At 66.4% G+C, this 18,737-nt stretch carries 17 protein-coding genes and 5 pseudogenes; 9 read left to right on the top strand and 13 right to left on the bottom strand.

The genetic code is table 11. The features are described from left to right. Nucleotides 1-21 precede the first annotated feature (21 nt). The 4 genes from JVH1_RS33685 to JVH1_RS33670 form a co-directional block, all read right to left on the bottom strand. Complete coding sequence (locus JVH1_RS33685; RefSeq protein ID WP_009473488.1) at nt 22-156, bottom strand: hypothetical protein; 135 nt, start codon at nt 154-156, stop codon at nt 22-24. Between the two features lie 546 nt (nt 157-702). Then, entirely contained in the window at nt 703-1,719 is a 1,017-nt protein-coding gene (gene dmpG / locus JVH1_RS33680; protein ID WP_009473489.1) for a 4-hydroxy-2-oxovalerate aldolase, read from the bottom strand. Continuing rightward, entirely contained in the window at nt 1,716-2,699 is a 984-nt protein-coding gene (locus tag JVH1_RS33675) for an acetaldehyde dehydrogenase (acetylating) (protein WP_009473490.1), read from the bottom strand. Before JVH1_RS33675 ends, dmpG begins: the two co-directional genes overlap by 4 nt. A 5-nt stretch (nt 2,700-2,704) precedes the next feature. After that, the gene (locus tag JVH1_RS33670) at nt 2,705-3,535 is read right to left on the bottom strand and encodes a 2-keto-4-pentenoate hydratase (protein WP_009473491.1); all 831 of its coding nucleotides are present in this window, start codon (nt 3,533-3,535) and stop codon (nt 2,705-2,707) included. Nucleotides 3,536-3,685: 150 nt separating this feature from the next. Between JVH1_RS33670 and JVH1_RS33665 the strand changes: the two genes are divergently transcribed. Then, nucleotides 3,686-4,450, top strand: coding sequence for an IclR family transcriptional regulator (locus tag JVH1_RS33665; RefSeq protein ID WP_009473492.1), 765 nt, complete (start codon nt 3,686-3,688; stop codon nt 4,448-4,450). 97 nt (nt 4,451-4,547) lie between these two features. Here JVH1_RS33665 and JVH1_RS33660 read toward each other — a convergent pair. Further along, a pseudogene (locus JVH1_RS33660) lies at nt 4,548-4,748 on the bottom strand (WhiB family transcriptional regulator); the annotation flags it as partial. Between the two features lie 137 nt (nt 4,749-4,885). Next, nucleotides 4,886-5,061, bottom strand: a pseudogene (locus JVH1_RS33655) (glycohydrolase); the annotation flags it as partial. Here JVH1_RS33655 and JVH1_RS33650 point away from each other — a divergent pair. Further along, nucleotides 5,006-5,488, top strand: a complete 483-nt coding sequence (locus JVH1_RS33650; RefSeq protein ID WP_009473493.1) for a hypothetical protein — start codon at nt 5,006-5,008, stop codon at nt 5,486-5,488. The pseudogene JVH1_RS33655 and the gene JVH1_RS33650 sit on opposite strands and share 56 nt — an antisense overlap. 262 nt (nt 5,489-5,750) lie before the next feature. On the opposite strand, the gene JVH1_RS33645 is transcribed toward JVH1_RS33650, so the two are convergent. Further along, nucleotides 5,751-6,335: a TetR/AcrR family transcriptional regulator gene (locus JVH1_RS33645; RefSeq protein ID WP_009473495.1), complete on the bottom strand. Its 585-nt coding sequence runs from the start codon at nt 6,333-6,335 to the stop codon at nt 5,751-5,753. A 104-nt stretch (nt 6,336-6,439) separates the two neighbouring features. Between JVH1_RS33645 and JVH1_RS33640 the strand changes: the two genes are divergently transcribed. From JVH1_RS33640 to JVH1_RS33615, 6 genes and pseudogenes are all read left to right on the top strand, one after another. Beyond that, the gene (locus JVH1_RS33640; RefSeq protein ID WP_043777965.1) at nt 6,440-7,675 is read left to right on the top strand and encodes an NADH:flavin oxidoreductase/NADH oxidase family protein; all 1,236 of its coding nucleotides are present in this window, start codon (nt 6,440-6,442) and stop codon (nt 7,673-7,675) included. Beyond that, nucleotides 7,675-8,577 carry an SDR family NAD(P)-dependent oxidoreductase gene (locus JVH1_RS33635; protein WP_043777967.1) on the top strand — a complete coding sequence of 301 codons (903 nt, stop codon included), beginning with the start codon at nt 7,675-7,677 and terminating at the stop codon, nt 8,575-8,577. Before JVH1_RS33640 ends, JVH1_RS33635 begins: the two co-directional genes overlap by 1 nt. After that, entirely contained in the window at nt 8,574-9,407 is an 834-nt protein-coding gene (locus JVH1_RS33630) for an alpha/beta fold hydrolase (protein ID WP_009473498.1), read from the top strand. The genes JVH1_RS33635 and JVH1_RS33630 overlap by 4 nt, the downstream gene beginning before the upstream one ends. Nucleotides 9,408-9,747: 340 nt before the next feature. After that, nucleotides 9,748-10,848, top strand: a pseudogene (locus tag JVH1_RS33625) (IS256 family transposase); the annotation flags it as partial. Beyond that, entirely contained in the window at nt 10,828-12,291 is a 1,464-nt protein-coding gene (locus JVH1_RS33620) for a transposase (protein ID WP_371113100.1), read from the top strand. The pseudogene JVH1_RS33625 and the gene JVH1_RS33620, both read left to right, overlap by 21 nt. Nucleotides 12,292-12,508: 217 nt before the next feature. Further along, a pseudogene (locus JVH1_RS33615) lies at nt 12,509-12,763 on the top strand (transposase); the annotation flags it as partial. Nucleotides 12,764-13,158: 395 nt separating this feature from the next. Here the strand turns inward: JVH1_RS33615 and JVH1_RS33610 are convergent. Both JVH1_RS33610 and JVH1_RS33605 read right to left on the bottom strand, forming a co-directional pair. Continuing rightward, nucleotides 13,159-13,370 (bottom strand): annotated as a pseudogene (locus tag JVH1_RS33610) (ABC transporter substrate-binding protein); the annotation flags it as partial. A gap of 417 nt (nt 13,371-13,787) precedes the next feature. After that, nucleotides 13,788-14,528, bottom strand: coding sequence for a lipoate--protein ligase family protein (locus tag JVH1_RS33605; protein ID WP_009473501.1), 741 nt, complete (start codon nt 14,526-14,528; stop codon nt 13,788-13,790). Between the two features lie 239 nt (nt 14,529-14,767). Between JVH1_RS33605 and JVH1_RS33600 the strand changes: the two genes are divergently transcribed. Next, on the top strand, nt 14,768-15,205 hold the full coding sequence (locus JVH1_RS33600) for a cupin domain-containing protein (RefSeq protein WP_005256250.1): 438 nt from the start codon (nt 14,768-14,770) through the stop codon (nt 15,203-15,205). Between the two features lie 21 nt (nt 15,206-15,226). Here the strand turns inward: JVH1_RS33600 and JVH1_RS33595 are convergent, their stop codons facing one another. From JVH1_RS33595 to JVH1_RS33580, 4 genes are read right to left on the bottom strand one after another with little or no spacing between them, the layout of a single operon-like run. Then, entirely contained in the window at nt 15,227-15,970 is a 744-nt protein-coding gene (locus JVH1_RS33595) for a cobalt-precorrin-6A reductase (RefSeq protein ID WP_009473502.1), read from the bottom strand. Nucleotides 15,971-15,972: 2 nt separating this feature from the next. Next, nucleotides 15,973-16,722 (bottom strand): precorrin-4 C(11)-methyltransferase, encoded by a 750-nt coding sequence (cobM, locus tag JVH1_RS33590; RefSeq protein WP_009473503.1) that lies wholly within the window; start codon nt 16,720-16,722, stop codon nt 15,973-15,975. Next, nucleotides 16,719-17,954, bottom strand: a complete 1,236-nt coding sequence (locus JVH1_RS33585) for a bifunctional cobalt-precorrin-7 (C(5))-methyltransferase/cobalt-precorrin-6B (C(15))-methyltransferase (protein WP_009473504.1) — start codon at nt 17,952-17,954, stop codon at nt 16,719-16,721. The genes cobM and JVH1_RS33585 overlap by 4 nt, the downstream gene beginning before the upstream one ends. After that, nucleotides 17,951-18,727 carry an SDR family NAD(P)-dependent oxidoreductase gene (locus tag JVH1_RS33580; RefSeq protein WP_009473505.1) on the bottom strand — a complete coding sequence of 259 codons (777 nt, stop codon included), beginning with the start codon at nt 18,725-18,727 and terminating at the stop codon, nt 17,951-17,953. The genes JVH1_RS33585 and JVH1_RS33580 overlap by 4 nt, the downstream gene beginning before the upstream one ends. Between the last annotated feature and the right edge of the window lie 10 nt (nt 18,728-18,737).

Genomic DNA, 18,737 nt, shown 5'->3' with positions numbered 1-18,737 from the left:
TTGGGTGTGCTGCCAGGTACGTTAGCCGTTGCGGTCGAATCGTGCGGTGAGGCTCTGGATCATCACCGATCCGCCCCACTCGGGAAGTTGGGACGCGGTGTTCGGCCCTACCTGCAGAGATTGGTGGGCGGCGACCTTCTCGACCGCCTGACGCATGCGCTGACCGGTAATCCGGTAGTAAATCTACGTAGTTCGCATAGTTTTGCGCCCCATCGAATCGCGCAGGACATCGGGGGGAACGCCTGCGTCGGAATGTACAGTGGTGTGCCACCAGCGTGACTTCGCAGGCCGCTCGTCTCGCTACTCGTCGGCGAGGTGTTCGCCGCGGGGCGGCTATGGCTCGCCGAGCCGGGGAATCCCTCACTATAAACATGATGAACTGTTACACGCCGACGCTCCTCCCCTGAGCACCCCAACGGAATGCTCTTCCGTTCGTTCGGCGAGATCGGGAAGGAGCTGCGCACTCGCACGTACCACTTCGTCGGACAATCGAACAGTCTTCGATACCCCTGTGAACTCGTTTGTCGTGAACCCTCGACTCCGCGTCTGGCTTTGGTATCGCTTCCACTGCTAAAGCCGCTCCACGCCGACTCCCTTAGGGACGACCGCAGGCAGGCATGAGCGAGTACATCGAGGGCCACGCAATCGGCGTCTTGAACGATGCGGAGACGACAGGGCAAGCCCCGTCGAACTGGGGCGGCTTCAGTGTTTCGCGGAGTTCAGGTCGAGGGCGATGTCGACGATGAGGTCTTCCTGTCCGCCGACGAGGCCGCGGCGTCCGACCTCGAGGAGGATGGTGCGCACGTCGATGCCGTACCGCTGGGATGCGGCTTCGGCGTGCCGGAGGAAGGACGAGTACACGCCGGCGTAGCCGAGGGTGAGGGTTTCCCGGTCGACGCGGACGGGCCGGTCCTGGAGCGGCCGGACGAGGTCGTCGGCGGCGTCCTGGAGGGCGAACAGGTCGCTGTTGTGCTTCCAGCCCTGCAGGTCCGCAACCGCGATGAACGGTTCGATCGGGCAGTTGCCGGCGCCGGCGCCGTGCCCGGCCAGCGAGGCGTCGACCCGGGTGACGCCCTCTTCGACGGCAACGACGGAATTGGCGACCGACAGCGACAGGTTCTCGTGGGCGTGGATGCCGATCTCGGTGCCGTCGTCGAGCACGTCCCGGTAGGCGCGGACCCGGTCGCGGACGCCGTCCATGGTCAACCGGCCACCGGAGTCGGTGACGTAGACGCAGTGCGCGCCGTAGGACTCCATGAGCTTGGCCTGGGTGGCGAGCTCGGGTGCGGTGGTCATGTGGCTCATCATGAGGAAGCCGGAGACGTCCATGCCGAGTTCCCGGGCTTTTCCGATGTGCTGGGCGGCGACGTCGGCTTCGGTGCAGTGGGTCGCGACCCGCACCGACCGCACGCCCAGGTGGTAGGCGTGTTCGAGTTCGGCGATGGTGCCGATGCCGGGCAGCAGCAGGGTGGTCAGCCGGGCGTGGGTGAGGTTGGCGGCGGCGGCTTCGATCCATTCCCAGTCGGTGTTGGAGCCGGGCCCGTAGTTCAGCGATCCGCCGGCGAGTCCGTCGCCGTGGGCGACCTCGATGCCGTCGACACCGGCGGCGTCGAGCGCGGCCACGATCTTGCCGACGTCGTCGGGGGTGATGCGGTGGCGGACGGCGTGCATGCCGTCGCGGAGGGTGACGTCTTGGATGAACAGTTGCGTGGTGGTCATCGGGTGGCTCCCTGGGTTGCCGTCGGGGCGGCGATCGTGTCGGCGACGGACTCGGCGTAGCGCAGTGCGGCCGAGGTCATGATGTCGAGGTTTCCGGCGTAGGCCGGCAGGTAGTGGGCGGCGCCTTCGACTTCGAGGAACGCCGTCACCTGATGGGTGGGGGCCGCCGTGTCCCCGGAGGCGAGCAGGGTGTGCACGGGTTGGCCGTCCGGGACCGGGGTGATCTGGACCTGCTGCTTGAGTCGGTAGCCGGGCACGTACGTCGCGACGTGCTCGACCATCGTCTGGATCGAGTCGCGCACCTTGTCGTGGGTGGCCGGGTCGGGGGCGGAGATCAGGCACAGGACGGTATCGCGCATGATCAGCGGCGGGTCGGCCGGGTTGAGGATGATGATGGCCTTGCCGCGGCGGGCGCCGCCGACGGTTTCGATTGCGTGGGAGGTAGTTTCGGTGAACTCGTCGATGTTCGCACGGGTGCCCGGTCCGGCGGACTTCGAGGCGATGGAGGCGACGATTTCGGCATAGGCGACCGGTGCCACGCGGGAGACGGCGGCGACGATCGGGATGGTGGCCTGACCGCCGCAGGTGACCATGTTGACGTTGGCGGCGTCCCGGTGTTCGTCGAGGTTGACCGCCGGCACCACGAAGGGGCCGAGGGCGGCCGGGGTGAGGTCGATCAGCCGTTTGCCGAGCGGTTCGAGCAGGGCGGCGTTGGCGGCGTGTGCCTTGGCGGAGGTGGCGTCGAAGATCACGTCGATGTCGTCGAAGTTCGGCAGCTGAAGGAGGCCCTGGACGCCGTCCGAGGTGGTGGGGACGCCGAGCCGGCGGGCGCGGGCGAGCCCGTCGGAGTCGGGGTCGATGCCGACCATCGCGCCCATCCGCAGGACGTCGGAGTGGCGGATCACCTTGATCATCAGGTCGGTGCCGATGTTGCCGGATCCGATCACCGCGACGGTGACCTTGCGGGTGTTCTCGCTCATGGTTCTCACTCCTGGGTGAAGGTTGCGGTGACCGATCCGAGACCGGTGATGTCGGCGCGGACGGTGCCGGCGGTGTCGATGACGGCCATCGGCCCGAGGGCCCCGGACAAGATCACCTGGCCGGCGAGCAGTGGTCGGCCGAACTCGCGTGCCGTGCGCGCGAGCCAGGCCAGCGCCCGCAACGGGTCACCGAGACAGGCGGCGCCGGTTCCGGTCGACACCTCGGTGTCGCCGATGAACATCTGCATCTGCGCGACGACCGGGTCGAAGGAGTCGAGGGTGCGACGGTCGCCGCCGAGGACGAACAGCCCGCTCGACCCGTTGTCGGCGACGGTATCGCCGAAGGTGATGTCCCACCCGGCGATTCGGCTGTCGACGATCTCGAGCGCGGCCACCGCGTAGTCGACGGCGGCGCGGATCTGGGCGTCGTCGAGCGGCCCGTCCACCAGGTCGTGTGCGAGGACGAACGCGATCTCCGCCTCGACCTTCGGCTGCAGCAGGCGCGACAGCGGGACCGGGCCGGCCTCCGCGCAGTGCATGTCGTCGAGCAGCACCCCGAAGTCCGGTTGGTCGACGCCGAGCTGCAGCTGCACCGCCGGCGAGGTCAGGCCGATCTTGCGGCCGACGACACTCGCTCCGGCGGCGATCCGGCCGGCGACGATCCGTTCCTGGACGGCGTACGCGGCCGCGGCGTCGTCGGTACCGATCAGGTCGCGGACCGGGATGCATGGCGTGGAAGTTGCGGCGGCGGTGCTCAACCGCTCGGCGGCGGCGACGATAGCCTCGGCGGTGGCTCGCGCCGTGGGGGGCAGGCTGGTGCCCGGAGGTGTGCTCATCTGACTTCCCGATGTGATCGTGGGGAATGGACTGTCGTTCCACTGTCGCCGCGGGGTGATCGCCGGCCAAGCATTGCGTTCCACTGAGCCGAACGCACGCCGGTATCGTGGACGAAAGCCGCCGGTGGCAGCGGAAGGGAGGAACCGGCAGTGTCCGATCAGGAGTTCGACCGCACGACGGTGCTGGGCAAGGTCATGATGGTGCTGCACGCGTTCACCATCGACGACTCGACCCTGTCGCTGGCCGAACTGGTCCGGCGGACGTCCATCCCGAAAGGCACGCTGCACCGAGTCCTCTCCGACATGGTGGCGGTGCGAATGCTGGACCGCACAGATGCCGGTTACCGGCTCGGCGGCTCGTTATTCGAGCTGGGCATGCGCGCATCGGTCGAGCGCAGCCTGCTCGAGGTGGCGATCCCCTTCATGGAGGACCTGTATGTGCGCACCCACGAGACGGTGCACCTGGGGGTCCTCGACGGGACCGAGGTCGTGTACCTGTCCAAGATCGGCGGCCATCGGCAAGCGAGCGCACCATCGAGGATCGGGGGCCGGATGCCGGTGCACTGCACCGCAATCGGCAAGGTACTGCTCGCCCACGCCGACAATGCCCTCCGAGAGCAGGTGCTGTCCGCTCCACTGGCTCGCTACACCCCTCGCACCGTCGTCCTGCCTGGCCCGTTGAGCGCTCAGCTCGACCGCATCGCCGCCGACGGTGTGGCCTACGAATACGAGGAATCCGCAACCGGAATCGTGTGCGTGGCCGCCCCCGTCGGCGACGGCGAGGACATCGTCGCCGCGATCAGCGTGACCGGTCCTTCACATCGTTTCCGCCCCGAAACCCACGCCGCGTCTGTTCGCGCGGCAGCTGAAGGAATAGGGGTCACCCTTGCTCGCCGAAATCGCCTGCTGGCATGAGTGACCGAGTCGGCATTACACACAGGGCTTGCCGGTTAGCACGAGCGAACTCCGCGGAATTGCCCTGTCGGCAGAGCGGTGCCAGAAGAGAGTCCGCTCAATCAGGGATCGGTGTGCCTTCGTGCTCAGATGTTCCGCCCCATACTCCGCAGCGTTCATTGGCCTGCTCGGCGTAGGTTCGGCAGTGCGCAACAGCAGAGCAGGTGCTGCAGATCCGTTTTGCTGCGCGTTCACGGCGTTTCCGCGGTCCGTAGTGCTCGTTTACGGGTGCGAAGAATACGTCGGCATCAGGGGTGCGGAAACGGGCATGAAAACGTTAGTGCCGGTGCCGTTCTGGGGAAGTCAGGTCCGGTGGATACACGGGCGCGGGGAATCGTCGTTTGCCGTTTTCCTCAGAGGGTCATTGGTCGGAGTCTGAACGAGATTTCAGATGTATCAGTCGGTGGCACCGACCGAGGGTCGTGCTGCGGTGACGAGCTCCTCGGCGTAGCGGGGCCCGAATTCAGGTGTCAAGCCCGCGGCGGCCCAGTAATTCTTCTCGGGGTGGCGGAGCCGATGACGCCGCCGGCGATGCAGGCGATGGAGTCCGAGTCGCCGTTGCTGGTGGCCGCTCAGGCGAGCGCTTCGAGCCCGTGTCCATCTGGATCCGGACCGGCCCGGGCAGCTGACCAGCAGACACTGAAGGATTTGATCGACTCCAAGTCGGTCGTCGGTGTCGCGACCAGCGCAATCACACCCCAGCGGCCGCCGGTCGCGCGCCAGCTACGGCTCGAACGACTGACCATTGCCGCCGAGGCCGACCAAGTCGTCATTACGTTCACGACAGATGAACACATCGCCACCACGTACAGCAGGGACGGGTGGCGGGCGCCCACCGACGCCGAACGTCACGAGTACACGATCCCGACAACCACGAATCAAAACGGCGAGCTCACGCGCTGGGATCTGCTGTTCGATCCTCGCGACGAAAAATGCGCAGCGACCCTCACTGCCCGCGAGCCGAACTCGCCACCTGAAACCGCGGCTGTCGGTGGCTAGGTGCACTGACCACGGACGATGACTCCGCTCAGCACACTCAAAGGCCTGGCACCGATCAACCGACTTCCGCTGGCTGAAGGAAGAAGAGGGTGCGTCGGTCCCACCGTTGGGCCGTCGCGGTGCCTCCGCGATCGCGCGGAGTCGCCAGAAGCGCTGATCGCGCCCGCGCCCTCGAGCCCCTGGTGCGCAAGACCCCGCTGTGGGGCGCCGTCCAACAAGACCGCACTCCGGCCGACGCAGCCACCTGACTCGAACTACCGCATCAGGAGGCCAGGAGCGCTCGGGCGTTCTCGAGCCCGGCCGTGAGAATCTGCTCCACCGCCTGCTCGCCGGTCATCGCTCGCGCCAGCTGCATGCTCGAGATGAGGACAGTCATCAGTCCGACTGCTCGCGTCCTGGCCAGAGTGGGATCAAGGGACCAATCCCTTGCCAGTCGATGCGCAACCTCATCAACGATCGCGGCAACGCCGCGCTGATAGGCCACACCTACTTCTCCACCCTGTCGCGCGATCTCGTCGAGCAGCGCGGCGGAAGGGCACCCGTTAGCAACGTCATCGCGGTGATCCAGCGACAGGTACCGGCGGACGTAGTCGGTGAGGGCTTCGCGTCCCTCGGGGAGCTGGGTGATGGTGGCGGCCTGTGCTTCGAGCTGGTCAGCGACGACGGCAGCGATGAGATCGTCCTTCGATGCGAAATGCGCGTAGAAGGCTCCGTTGGTCAGTCCCGCATCGGACATCAACGCGGTGATGCCGGCACCATCGATCCCGTCACGCTTGAGGCGACGACCCGCTGTCTCAATGATGCGCCGTCGCGTCGCCTCCTTGTGATCACTGGCGTATCTGGCCATCAGAGCATCCCTTCCTCATCCACCTCTTGATTGTATGACGACCATCATATTATGATCGTACTCCAATCAACTTCTGGAGTAACCGTGACCATCCGACAGCGGCCCTGAGCGACCCGCTCGACCTTCCCTGCGGCCTGCGCCTGCCGAACCGCATCACTAAAGCCGCGATGAGCGAGGCACTCGCCGGCAGCGACAACGCTCCGAACGAGCAGCTGGCACACCTCTACCGCCGCTGGGGCAGCGGAGGCTACGGACTGCTCATCACCGGCAACGTCGCAGTGGATCGCACTCAGCTCGGGGAGCCCGGCAACGTCGTCATCGAGGACGACCGCGACCACGATGCCCTGGCTTCGTGGTCCAAGGCCGCCCACGACGGCGGCACACCCATCTTCGTCCAGTTGAATCACCCCGGCCGACAGGCAAACCCACTCAACCTCGGCCACACCCCCGTCGCTCCCAGCGCTGTCGCACTGGCGATGCCCGGCGCGGCGACACCACGCGAACTGACCGACACCGAGATCGAGGACATCGTTGATCGATTCGCCCGCACTGCGACCATATGTGAGGCCGCCGGATTCGACGGCGTTCAGATCCATGCCGCCCACGGCTACCTCGTCACCCAGTTCCTCTCGCCCCTGGCGAACCTACGCACCGACAAATGGGGCGGCGACCCCGAGCGGCGCAGGCGATTCCTGCTCGAGATCATCCGACGCACCCGCAAGGCAGTCAGCCCCGGGTTCGCTGTGAGCGTCAAACTCAACTCGGCTGACTTCCAGAAAGGCGGCTTCACGGAGGCCGAGTCACGCGACGTCGTTGCCGCCCTCGTCAACGAAGGCGTCGACCTCATCGAAATCAGCGGCGGCACCTACGAGTCCCCCGCCATGTCGGGACCCGCAGCGGCGAGCACCCGCGCTCGCGAGGCGTACTTCCTCGAATACGCAGCGTCCGTCAAGGACATGGCAGGCCACGTGCCGATCGCCGTCACCGGAGGCTTCCGCACCCACGCGGGCATGGACTCGGCCGTCAGGAGTGGCGAGTGCGACCTCGTGGGCATCGCACGCCCCTGCGCCACCAACCCCGAGGCTGCTGCCGACATCTTCGCCGACGAAGACGCTGAGTTGAAGACACACGAAATCAAGTACGGACTTCGCCCATTCCTCGGCCGGGTCACCAACCTCAGGCAGCTCGACGGACTTCTCAACATCAGCTGGAACACCGACCAACTGCACCGACTGAGCCGCGGCCAGGAGCCAGATCTCAAGCGCGGCCCGATCAAAACCACTCTAACGATGGTGCGCCGCAACGGACGCGTCGCGTTCGGAAAGCGTCGGGGTCTGTGATGAAGTTCCGGTCCCGCCCCAAGACCTACGACCTCAGGGGCAAGGTCGTCTTGATCACCGGCGGTAACGGCGGGATCGGAAGCGCTACCGCCGAGGAGTTGCTCCGCAGGGGTGCGCGGGTCACCATCGCCGATCTCGCACCAGATACGCCTGAACGCGCCTCCCGACTGCACTCCACGCATGCACTCGGGGTGGTTGCCGACGTCCGACACCGTGATGCGCTCGCGGTCGCGGTCGCGGCATCCATTAACCGTTTCGGCCGCGTGGACGTGGTGATCGCCAACGCCGGTCTCCTGCCGAAGGCAGCAACGCTTCGAACGACGCCAGAATTCGACGTCGACAATGCCTTGGCGGTCAACGTCTCGGGCGTGGTCAACACCGTCGATGCAGCCTTGGAGCAGGTGCTGACCCACCAGGGCCAAGTAGTCCTGATCTCGTCGGTGTTCGCCTTCGTCAACGGCATGGGCACCATCCCCTACGCCATGAGCAAGGCAGCAGTCGAGCAGCTCGGCCGCGGTCTTCGCATCGAACTCACCGACGCCGGCGCATCCGTCCTGACCGCCTACTTCTCCCTGGTCGACACCGACATGATCAAGCACGGCGTCGATGAAGACCAGGTGGTCCTCGACCTACTCGGAGCACTCCCGCGGCAGATGATGAAACGCGTCACGCCGAAGTCGGCAGCCATCGCTATCGCCGACGGGCTCGAACGCCGCGCACCCCGCGTCGTCCACCCCTTACGGTGGGCCATTATCTCAGCTGCACGCGGCGTGATCGGACCAATTCTCGACAAGAAGCTGACCTCCGACCGCACCGTACTCGACACCCTCACCCACTTGGATCAACGCGGCCCACAACCCCAGACCTCCACACCCACCACTCCGCGAAAGAAGATTTCATGACCACCTGGAAAGATGTCCCGAACAGCAACATCGACGTGGACGGCGTGCGCTTCGTCTACCGCGAACTCGGCACCGACACCGACGTCCCGGTGATCTTCCTGCACCACTTCACCGCGACCCTCGACGACTGGGACCCCCGCGTCATCGACGGCATCGCAGCCCAGCACCGCGTCATCGCCTTCGACAACAGGGGCGTCGGCGGCACCGGCTCCAAGGCGCCCACCGACCTCGAACAGATGGGCGCCGACGCCATCGCCTTCATCCGGGCACTCGGCCACCAGAAAGTCGCCCTCTTCGGCTTCTCCGTGGGCGGAGCCGTGGCTCAGATCATCGCCCTGCAGGCACCCGACCTCGTACGTCGCATGGTCCTTGCCGGCACTGGACCACGCGGCGGCGGCGGAATCTGGAAGATGCCGTTCATCGTCGGCGGCGCCTACGCCAAGGCGGCACTGGCTCGCAAGGATGCCCGCCACGTCCTCTTCTTCCCCCGCACCCTCGAGGGCAAGAAGGCCGCCAACGCCTACTTTGACCGCCTCGCCGAGCGAACCACCGACCGCGACAAGCCGATCTCAAACCAGGCCCGACTCGCGCAGCTCCGCGCCATCACCACCGGCGGACTCCACGCACCGGACGACCTCTCAAAGATCACCGCACCAGTCTTCGTCGCCAACGGCGACCACGACCTCATGGTCGCCAGCGAACACTCCGAGGACCTGGCCGAACGCCTGCCCAACTCCACGATCACGATCTACCCCAACTCGGGCCACGGTGGTGTCTTCCAGTACCACGAGACCTTCGTCCCTGACGTCCTGAAGTTCCTGGCTGACTGACGAAAATCCAACCGTGGGAACAGTTCGCCCCCAAGTGAACGGTTCCCGGTTTCCCGGAACAACCAAGGAGCCAGCTCGATGTTCAACCTATCCGTCCTCCTCGAAGACTCTGCCCGCAAGTACCCTGAACGCGATGCGCTGGTTCTCACACAGATCGCGCCGCACCGACCAGCCACGCCTGCGGCGGACGGTGTGGGCCGAAGCCCCTCCATCACACCCCGTTCCCTTCAACGCAATACGAGAAATGTTCGAGTCCATCCCCGCAGCCGGGACTGTCCGGTAATCGGTTGATCTGAGTCTGGCCGACACGCCGAGCTTTGCTTGGCGGGAAGGCGGAATCATGACCGAGACACTCGATCCTATGGATCAGACGAAGATCGATCACCAGAAGTTGGCGCAGCAACTGCTGGCGCAGGCCAAGGCTGACGGCGTGGAACTGGTCGGACCGAACGGACTACTCAACCAACTCACAGCGAACGTGCTCGAAACCGCTCTCGAAGCAGAGATGGAGGAGCACCTCGGCTACGAGAAACACCAGATCGAAGGAAGAAATGGAGGGAACTCCCGCAACGGCAGACGAGCGAAAACGGTGCTGACGGAGATCGGACCGGTCGAAATCCAAGTACCCCGTGATACCGATGCCTCGTTCGATCCCCAGATCGTCAAGAAACGACAGAGACGGCTCACCGGTGTCGACGAGATCATCTTGTCGCTCTCATCGAAAGGCCTCACCACAGGTGAGATCGTCGCCCATTTCGATGACGTCTACGGCGCCTCGGTGTCGAGGGAGACGATCAGCAAGAACACCGACAAAGTCCTCGCGGAAATGGCCGAATGGTCCGTCCGGCCCCTAGACCCGGTGTACCCGGTGATCTTCATCGACGCCATCCATGTCAAGGTCCGGGACGGTCAGGTCACGAACCGGCCGATCTATGTCGCGATCGGCGTCACCGTGAACGGGGAACGCGACATCCTGGGGCTATGGGCCGGTGACGGTGGAGAGGGCGCGAAGTTCTGGCTCGCCGTCCTCACCGAGCTCAAGCATCGAGGTGTCGCCGATGTGTGCATTGTGGTGAGTGACGGACTGAAGGCCTTGCCGGACGCGATCACCGCGGTGTGGGATCGAACGATTGTCCAGACATGTGTGATTCATCTGCTCCGCAACACGTTTCGGTACGCGTCCCGCAGATACTGGGACGAGATGTCACGGGATCTGCGACCGATTTATACCGCTGCCAACGAGGCTGCCGCACGGGAGCAGTTCGACGAGTTCACCGGCAAGTGGGGCTCGCGGTATCCGGCGATCATCCGGCTCTGGCAGAACGCCTGGACGGAATTCATTCCCTTCCTCGACTATGGAGCCTGTTGCAGAATGCGTGTCGTCGGGACTGATCGTGACGCTCGTCTGGGAAAATTGGGTATGGCCAAGGGATATCGTCCGGTGTTGCGCGATCAGGTGTTCCTTTTGCCTCCGGATATGCGGGAATGGCTTCCTGCGGATCATCTTGTCTGGTTTCTGTTGGAGGCGATCGACGTGCTCGATACCCACGAGTTCGACCGGCGTCGTCGCCGTGGTGGGGTGGGCGCGGCCGGTTACGACCCGCGGATGCTGCTGGGACTTCTGATTTATGCCTACTGCAGAGGGATTCGATCCTCGCGGCAGATTGAAAGGTTGTGCTCGACCGATGTCGCGTTCCGGGTGCTGTGCGCGCAAGACGTCCCCGACCATTGCACGATCGCCCGGTTCCGCGCCGAATGCCAGGACGCGTTCACCGGGTTGTTCACGCAGGTACTGATGATCGCCGGCCACGCCGGTCTAGGGCACTTCGGAACGGTCGCAATCGATGGCACCAAGATCGCCGCGAACGCATCGATCGACGCCAACCGCGGGCATGAGTGGCTGAGCGAGCAGGTCACTCGCATGGTTGCCGAAGCCGAACAGACCGACGCCACCGAGAACATCCGCGCTGCACAGCGTGCACATGATGACGATGATCGGGTTCCTGCCCGGCTGATGGACCAGAGCAGTCGTGCACGGCGAATCCGTCAAGCGGCCGACGAGGTGGCCGCACAATTGAAACGCCAGCGCAACAACGAAGATGAGCGCGATGCAGCGGCACGGGCACGGTTGGCGAAATCTCGAGCGGGTGAACCTGTGGTCGGTCGTATCCCTGACGGACCGCACCGGCTCGCGGAAGCACGCGCCCACCTGGCACGTGAAATCGCTACTCACCAGTCGAAACTCGAACGGCGTGCCGCACTGATCGCCGCGGGGAAGAAACCGATGGGCGCCCCACCTGTTCCATCGGAACAGCACTCACGAATCATCCGCGCCCGACGAGTCGTCGAAGCCGCACTGGCAGCCGAACACACCGCTTCCGCCACGAAGCCGGCCAAACGTGTATTGCCGAAGACGGTGGCCAACACCACCGATCCACAATCACGGTTAATGCCGACCAGGCGCGGATTCCTCCAGGGCTACAACGCTCAACTCGCCGTCACCAGCGATCAAATCATCGCGGCCGTACAGATTGGTCAGAGTCCCAATGACATTGCATCCCTTGTACCGATGATGGAGGCAAGTGGGCGCGCCGCCGCGATGCTTCACACCGATACCGGCAGATCCGAACACATCATCGGTGTCGTCCTCGCTGACGCCGGGTACTGCAGTGACAGCAACCTTTCTGCGCCCGGACCAGAGCGGTTAATCGCGCTGAACAAGACACGCGACCACGCGAAAGCGGTCATAGAACAGCCCGTGACAGGACCACCTCCGGAAGGCGCGAGCCCGAGACAGGCGATGTCGCACCGGCTACGCACACCAGAAGGATCCCGTCTCTACAAACGCGCGGGGCCACCGTCGAACCCGGCATCGGCAACCTGAAGAAGGTCCTCGACCGATTCTCCGGCCGTGGTCTAAACAGCGCCCTCGGCGAGCTCAACCTCGCGGCCAGCGCATTCAACCTGATGAAGATCCACCGAGCAACAGCCAGCTGAACGCGCCAGCCGGAACGAGTCGGCCACCTCAGAATCGGCAGCAAACGAGAAAATCGACTCGACTGCTCCACCCGTTCTCTCAACGCGCATTCTGCGACGGGCTCTATGACGTCGAGATCAGGCGTGTCATCTGCTCGACGACGAATGCCATCGCGAGCCTCAATGCCCGGTACCGGCGGGCGATCCGGGCACGCGGGCACTTCCCAACGGACCAATCGGCTCTCGAGTGTCTGTATCTCGCGACCCGGGCGCTGGACCCGACCGGGAAGGGCAGAGCACGATGGGCAATGAGGTGGAAGCCGGCACTGAACGCATTCGCGATCACGTTCGAGGGCCGGCTCACGCCGAGTGAGAACTAAATCGATGTGCCAGAGTCAGATCCACCGAATATCTGATAGTCCCACGCGTCCGCGACTGGTGGCCGGAATGGCGGGTAATCCGAGGAGGGCGTCGGCAATCCCGCACAGGTTTCGATCAATGCCGCACTGCTGGCCACCGAGCTATTGGACACTCTCAGCGGTTAGTGCGGCCCAGGCACCGGTCGTTGTGGTGGGTGCCCCGGACGGAGAGACGATCTGGCGGGGGGCGGGGGTGTGCAGCCACCGCGTGATCCGCGCGCAGTGCACGATCTTCATGTAGATCGGATCGAAATGCCCGCGCGGGTCTCGTCGGTCGGCAGCCTCAGGCGGGTTTGAGCGTCATGCCCGGGGAGGTGCCGGGCGAGGTCGCCGCCCGGCACCCACACCGCGAGTGCCTAGGCGGTCGCGCGTGCGGTGCCGACGAAGTCGCCGATCCACGGAACCACGGCGTCGCGCACCTGAATCCGTCGTGCGAGCACCCGTTCGACAGCAGCAGGTCGGCGGCACGCTGCTGTTCGTCCAGAAATTCGTCGATGACCGGGTTGATGCCGAACGACCGTCCGCGCAGCGCCGCGTCCCACGCGTCGAGACTTTTCGTCCGATTCCTGCAACGCCTCGATGATCGCGCAAGTTGATCCGCGCCACAGCCGAGGGCCCGCCGCCGCTGATGATGTTGCAGACCAGCCGGCCCCCAGTGGCGTGTTGCAGGCGCGCGGGCATCCTGGCCGCCTGCAACGGGTCCGTGGCCTCGGCGGTGTGACCTGCAACGTTGATGTCTAGCGTGCTTCTTGATCGGTACGCGGCTTCCTGCAGGTCCCCAGTTGATCGTGAGCGCGGTGAACACGATCGCGATGCTGGATCTCGGCTTTGCGACAACGCTAGAACCCTCAGAACAGCGGTCCAACAGTTTGTACCGATACCTGCGTTCTCCAGAACAGAACGCTCGCGCGCGACCCGGCGGACGTATGAAATTCACTGTCCGGCAATGCACTAGGCCAATGGGTCAACGCCCGCGCGGTGACCCTCACACCACATGTGCGTCGCGCAGGGTCGCGGCCTCCTCGAGTACGTCGGGGTCTGCGGTCAGTTCGCGGACCACACCGACCTCGGCGAGGACCGCAGCCCGGACCCGGTCGAGGGTGACGTCCGGGTTCAGGTCGGTCAGGGACGCCGCCGTGCCCGGGTCGAACTCCAGCTCGAGCGCGGCGTTGACATCGGTGAGCACCGCCCGCACCGGGTCGGAATCGGACACCACCAGTTCGAAGCCGAAGAGCCACGCCCCGGCGACTATTCGCTGCGCGGTTCCTGCGAGCTTGACGCGGCCCGAGCCGTTCACCGTCCAATCACCGGGGCAATACTCACCGGGCACCGGTCCGATGCGCGCGTCGACCCCGAGCTTCCTCAGCACCTCCACGAGTCTCGGAGTGATGCGCTGGAAGCGGGGTCGGGCCCCGACCATGCCCTCCGTGTCGCTCGAGAACATCTCCACGACGAGGGTCTGCTCGTGGTAGGCCGCCGCCCGACCGCCTGCCCCTCGGACGACGGGGGTGAATCCGTGTCGCCGCGCCTGCGCGGCGGCGGCCGGAAACTGCGGTCGAACAGCGTCCAGCCGCCCGAACGATAGAGTCGGCGCAGGACTGTAGATGCGGATCAGCGCAGGGGCATTCGGCTCTCGCGCGGTGCGACGCAGAAGTGCCGTGGCGAGCGCCGCGTCCAACACGGGATCGTCCGGAAAGTGCGTGGTCAGCAACTGCTCGATCGTCATGCTCGTCCCGTCGGTCCACTCCGCAACACCACAGCCACGACATTATCGCCGCAACCGGCACGCCCGTACAGTGTCGCTGAGGGCGACGACGAGAGCACCCTGAGGTAGGTGACCGGGATCGGGTTCGCGGATATCCCCGCGGCCGCTCCCTCCGGACCCCTACCCTGGACACGCCGAAATGCACTCCCCTGGATGCCTGCGCGCAGTGTGCAGGACCAGCGCGCCGAGAGGTCGTCACGATGCTCCTCAGATCGAGTGTGGTCGTCTTGTCCTGTGCCGTAGCCGCGGTGCTGTCCGCTTCCCCCGCCCAGGCCACGCCGTCCTCGGGAGTGACCGCGCAGGTTTTGTTCGAGACGACGGTTCCGGCGGTCGCCGGAAGCTCGGCGGGCACCGATCTCACGCTGCGGCGCATCGAGATCGCCCCCGGCGGAACGACGGGATGGCACTACCACGACGGTCCGGTGTATGCGTTCGTCGAATCCGGTGTGCTGTCCCGCACTCTGCAGGACTGCACGAAAGCGGTGACGACAGCCGGTCAGGCGATCACCGAGGACCACGGCAGCGATCACGTCCACGAGGGCTCGAATCTGGGAACCGAACCGCTGGTGTTGCTCGCGTTCTACACGGAACCGGAGGGCAAGCCCCTGTCCGAGGACGCGCCGGCGCCGGCCTGCTGACGGGTCAGCGCGCCCGCCTCCTCATCGGGTGACCGAGTCGATCCACTCGACTGCTCCCGCAACGTCGTCCACTGTTGCCGTCGCCGACGGCAACAGTGGGCGGCTGATCATCAGTACCGGAACGCCCAGTGCACGGGCGGCGTCGAGTTTCGCGTCGGTCTGACCGCCGCCGCTGTTCTTGGTGACCAGGACGTCGATGCGGTGCTCCCGCATCAGCGCGATCTCGTCGGTCACCGCGAACGGCCCACGGGCGAGGAGCAGCGTCGACCGCGGCGGCGTCGCCACGTCGGGCGGATCGATCGCGCGGATGAGAAACCACAGTGCGTGCAGGCCGGCGAACGCGTCGACACCCTGCCTGCCGATGGTGAGGAAGACTCTCGTTCCCAGGTCGGGCAGCAGTGCAGCCGCGTCGGCGAGGTCGGCGGCGCGGTGCCAGCGTTCGCCGGGACGCGGAGACCATTCGGGGCGCCTCAGGACGACGTGCGGTATTCCGCGACGGTGCGCGGCGTCGGCGGCGTTGCTCGTGATCTGCGCCGCGAACGGGTGCGTGGCGTCCACGATCGCGTCGACGGGATGCGCGCGCAGCCACTCGTCGAGCCCGTCCGCTCCACCGAATCCGCCGATCCGCACGTCACCGACGGGCAGGCGCGGATCGCGGACCCGGCCGGCGAGGGAGGACACGGTGTCGACACCCGGAACGTCCGCGAGTGCGGCGGCGAGCGCTCGGGCCTCCCCGGTGCCGCCGAGGATCAGGATCCGTGCCACGCTCAGTGGGTGGTGCGCTCGCGGGTGGCGGAATACAGGTAACTGTCCGGAAATCCCTCGGCAGCAAGCACTTTCCCGACGATCACCACGGCGGTCTTCGTGACGCCCGCCGCCTTCACCTGATCGGCGATCGTCGCCAGGGTGCCGCGGAGCACGATCTCGTCGGGACGCGAGGCGAACGCGACAACGGCGGCGGGACAGTCGCGGCCGTAGTTCTCGGTGAGCTCTTCGACGATCTGATCGATCCGGTGCGCACCCAGGTGGACCACCATCGTGGCACCACTGCGGCCGAGGGAACGCAGGTCCTCGCCCTCCGGCATCGCGGTGGACAGCGTGGACACCCGGGTCAGCACGATCGACTGCGAGACACCGGGAACGGTCAGCTCCCGCCCCAGCGACGCCGCCGCGGCGGTGAACGCGGGCACCCCGGGCACCACGGTGTACGCGATGCCGGCGGCTTCGAGCCGGCGCACCTGCTCGGCGACCGCACTGAAGATCGACGGGTCACCCGAATGCAGGCGCGCGACGTCCTGACCGGCCGCGTCCGCCTCGATCAGCAGGGCGACGATCTCGTCGAGGCTCAGCCGCGCCGTGTCGATCACCCGCGCACCCTCGGGGCATTCCGCCAGGAGTTCCTGCGGGACGAGACTGCCCGCATACAGGCAGACGGGGCTCGCCGCGATGATCCGCTGCGCGCGGACCGTGACCAGGTCGGCCGCGCCGGGACCTGCCCCGATGAAGTACACCGTCATGCCGCATCACCTTTCGACTGCTTCGTCACCGACCACTGCGCCACCGGCAGTTGCGGCCGCCACGCGGTGAACCCGCCGAGTGGCTCACCGCGATACACCTGGAACTTGCGGAGCTGCCCGCCGCATTTCGAGAACCACTGCAGCAGAAGTGCTTCCGATTCCGCCGTCACCGCGTTGACCACCATCCGGCCGCCGACCCGGAGCCGCGACCAGCACTCGTCGAGCAGGCCGTCCTGCGTGACGCCACCGCCGACGAAGATCGCGTCCGGTGTGGACAGTTCGGGTGGTACGTCCTCGAACGCTGCGGGCGCGTCGCCGAACACGGCGAGGGACGGCACCCCGAGCGCGGCCGCGTTCGACTCGATCTGGTCGACGCGTGCCGCGCTGCGCTCGAAAGTCACGGCCCGACAGAGGGGGTGGGTACGCATCCATTCGATCGCGACCGTGCCGGACCCGCCTCCCACGTCCCACAGCAACTCCCCCGCCGCCGGGGCGAGGGCGCACAGCGTCAGGGCACGGATCTCGTGTTTGGTCATCTGCCCGTCGCCCGTGAACGCGATGTCGGGCAGTCCGGGCATCCGGGTCAACCGGAGGGTGCCGGAGTCGGCCCGGCAGTCGATCGCGATCACGTTCAGCCGGGCCCCCGGTTCGTGCGACCATGCCGACGCCGTTCCGGCGAGCCTCGACTCGTCGGGTCCGCCCAGTTCGCCGAGCACACTGAGCCGCGACGGCCCGAACCCGTGTTCCGTCAGGAGTTCGGCCACGGCGGCGGGGGTGTTTTCGTCGCGGCTCAGCACGAGCAGTCGGGTGTGATCGCCGAGTGCAGGCAGGAGCGTGTCCACGTGCCGGTTCACGAGACTGACCACGGGCGTCTCGTGCGCCGCCCAGCCCAGCCGGGCGCACGCCAGGGTGGCCGAGGACGGGTGCGAGATCACCCGCACCCGATCCGCGCCGAGCAGGTCGACGAGGGTGACGCCGATGCCGTGGAACATCGGGTCTCCGCTGGCCAGGACGCACACCCGCCGGCCGTGGTGCTGTTCGAACAGGCCCGGCAGCGCGGGAACGAGCGGCGACGGCCAGGCCACTCGCAGTGCCGGCGACTCCGGGAGCAGGCCGAGCTGACGCCCCGAGCCCATCACCACGTCGGCGTCCTCGATCGCGCGTCGCGCGGACGGCGACAGACCGTCCCACCCGTCGGCCCCGATCCCGACGACGACGATCGGGTCGGTCATCGCGGCATCCGGCGCCAGATCGCCTGCGGCAGCAACCTCATGACGAAGAACACCGGGCGCAACCGTCCCGGCACCCACACCCGGCTCGCACTGCGGTGCAGACCGCGCACGACCGCGTCCGCGACCTGCGCCGGTGTGCTCGACATCGGCGCCGGCGACATCCCCTCGGTCATCCGGCCGATCACGAAACCGGACCGGACGAGCAGGAGGGAGACACCGCTGCCGTGGAGGGCGTCACCGAGACCGGAGGCGAATCCGTCCAGGCCCGCTTTCGCCGACCCGTACACGTAGTTGGCGCGGCGCACGCGCACACCCGCGACGGACGAGAACACCACGATCCGCCCCGACCGCTGTTCCCGGAGCAGGGTGGCGAGATGCGTGAGCACAGCGACCTGCGCGACGTAGTCGGTGTGGACCACGGCGACGGCGTGCCGTGCGTCCCGCTCGGCGCGCGCCTGATCGCCGAGAATGCCGAACGCCAGCACCGCCACCGACAGCGGGCCGTGCGCGTCCACCACGGACCGCAGCAGCTTCTCGTGGCTGTCCAAGTCGTCGGCATCGAATTCCACGCAGTCGACGACGGACGCGCCCGCGTTCAGGAGCGCCTGCCGTTCGGCGGCGAGTTCGGTGCTGCGGCGGGCCGCGAGGACGATCGTGCGGCCGGGCGCGAGCCGGGAGGCGATCTCGAGGCCGATCTCGCTGCGACCACCGAGGAGAAGTACCACCCCGTCGTTGGCGGACTTGCCGCTGTTCTTCTTCGATCCCAGGCTCACCCGTCCAGTG

Source organism: Rhodococcus sp. JVH1 (assembly GCF_000280725.2).
Classification (GTDB): domain Bacteria; phylum Actinomycetota; class Actinomycetes; order Mycobacteriales; family Mycobacteriaceae; genus Rhodococcus_F; species Rhodococcus_F jostii_A.
This window is presented reverse-complemented; position numbering and strand designations above follow the sequence as displayed.

What these genes read in the sequence shown, in the direction of transcription:
- JVH1_RS33600 (WP_005256250.1), top strand. Translation starts at nt 14,768, where the DNA reads ATGCTCCTCAGATCGAGTGTGGTCGTCTTGTCCTGTGCCGTAGCCGCG.
- JVH1_RS33630 (WP_009473498.1), top strand. Translation starts at nt 8,574, where the DNA reads ATGACCACCTGGAAAGATGTCCCGAACAGCAACATCGACGTGGACGGC.
- JVH1_RS33635 (WP_043777967.1), top strand. Translation starts at nt 7,675, where the DNA reads ATGAAGTTCCGGTCCCGCCCCAAGACCTACGACCTCAGGGGCAAGGTC.
- JVH1_RS33585 (WP_009473504.1), bottom strand. Translation starts at nt 17,954, where the DNA reads ATGACCGACCCGATCGTCGTCGTCGGGATCGGGGCCGACGGGTGGGAC.
- dmpG (WP_009473489.1), bottom strand. Translation starts at nt 1,719, where the DNA reads ATGACCACCACGCAACTGTTCATCCAAGACGTCACCCTCCGCGACGGC.
- JVH1_RS33605 (WP_009473501.1), bottom strand. Translation starts at nt 14,528, where the DNA reads ATGACGATCGAGCAGTTGCTGACCACGCACTTTCCGGACGATCCCGTG.
- JVH1_RS33670 (WP_009473491.1), bottom strand. Translation starts at nt 3,535, where the DNA reads ATGAGCACACCTCCGGGCACCAGCCTGCCCCCCACGGCGCGAGCCACC.
- JVH1_RS33650 (WP_009473493.1), top strand. Translation starts at nt 5,006, where the DNA reads ATGACGCCGCCGGCGATGCAGGCGATGGAGTCCGAGTCGCCGTTGCTG.
- JVH1_RS33675 (WP_009473490.1), bottom strand. Translation starts at nt 2,699, where the DNA reads ATGAGCGAGAACACCCGCAAGGTCACCGTCGCGGTGATCGGATCCGGC.
- JVH1_RS33645 (WP_009473495.1), bottom strand. Translation starts at nt 6,335, where the DNA reads ATGGCCAGATACGCCAGTGATCACAAGGAGGCGACGCGACGGCGCATC.
- JVH1_RS33685 (WP_009473488.1), bottom strand. Translation starts at nt 156, where the DNA reads ATGCGTCAGGCGGTCGAGAAGGTCGCCGCCCACCAATCTCTGCAGGTA.
- JVH1_RS33620 (WP_371113100.1), top strand. Translation starts at nt 10,828, where the DNA reads ATGGCCAAGGGATATCGTCCGGTGTTGCGCGATCAGGTGTTCCTTTTG.
- cobM (WP_009473503.1), bottom strand. Translation starts at nt 16,722, where the DNA reads ATGACGGTGTACTTCATCGGGGCAGGTCCCGGCGCGGCCGACCTGGTC.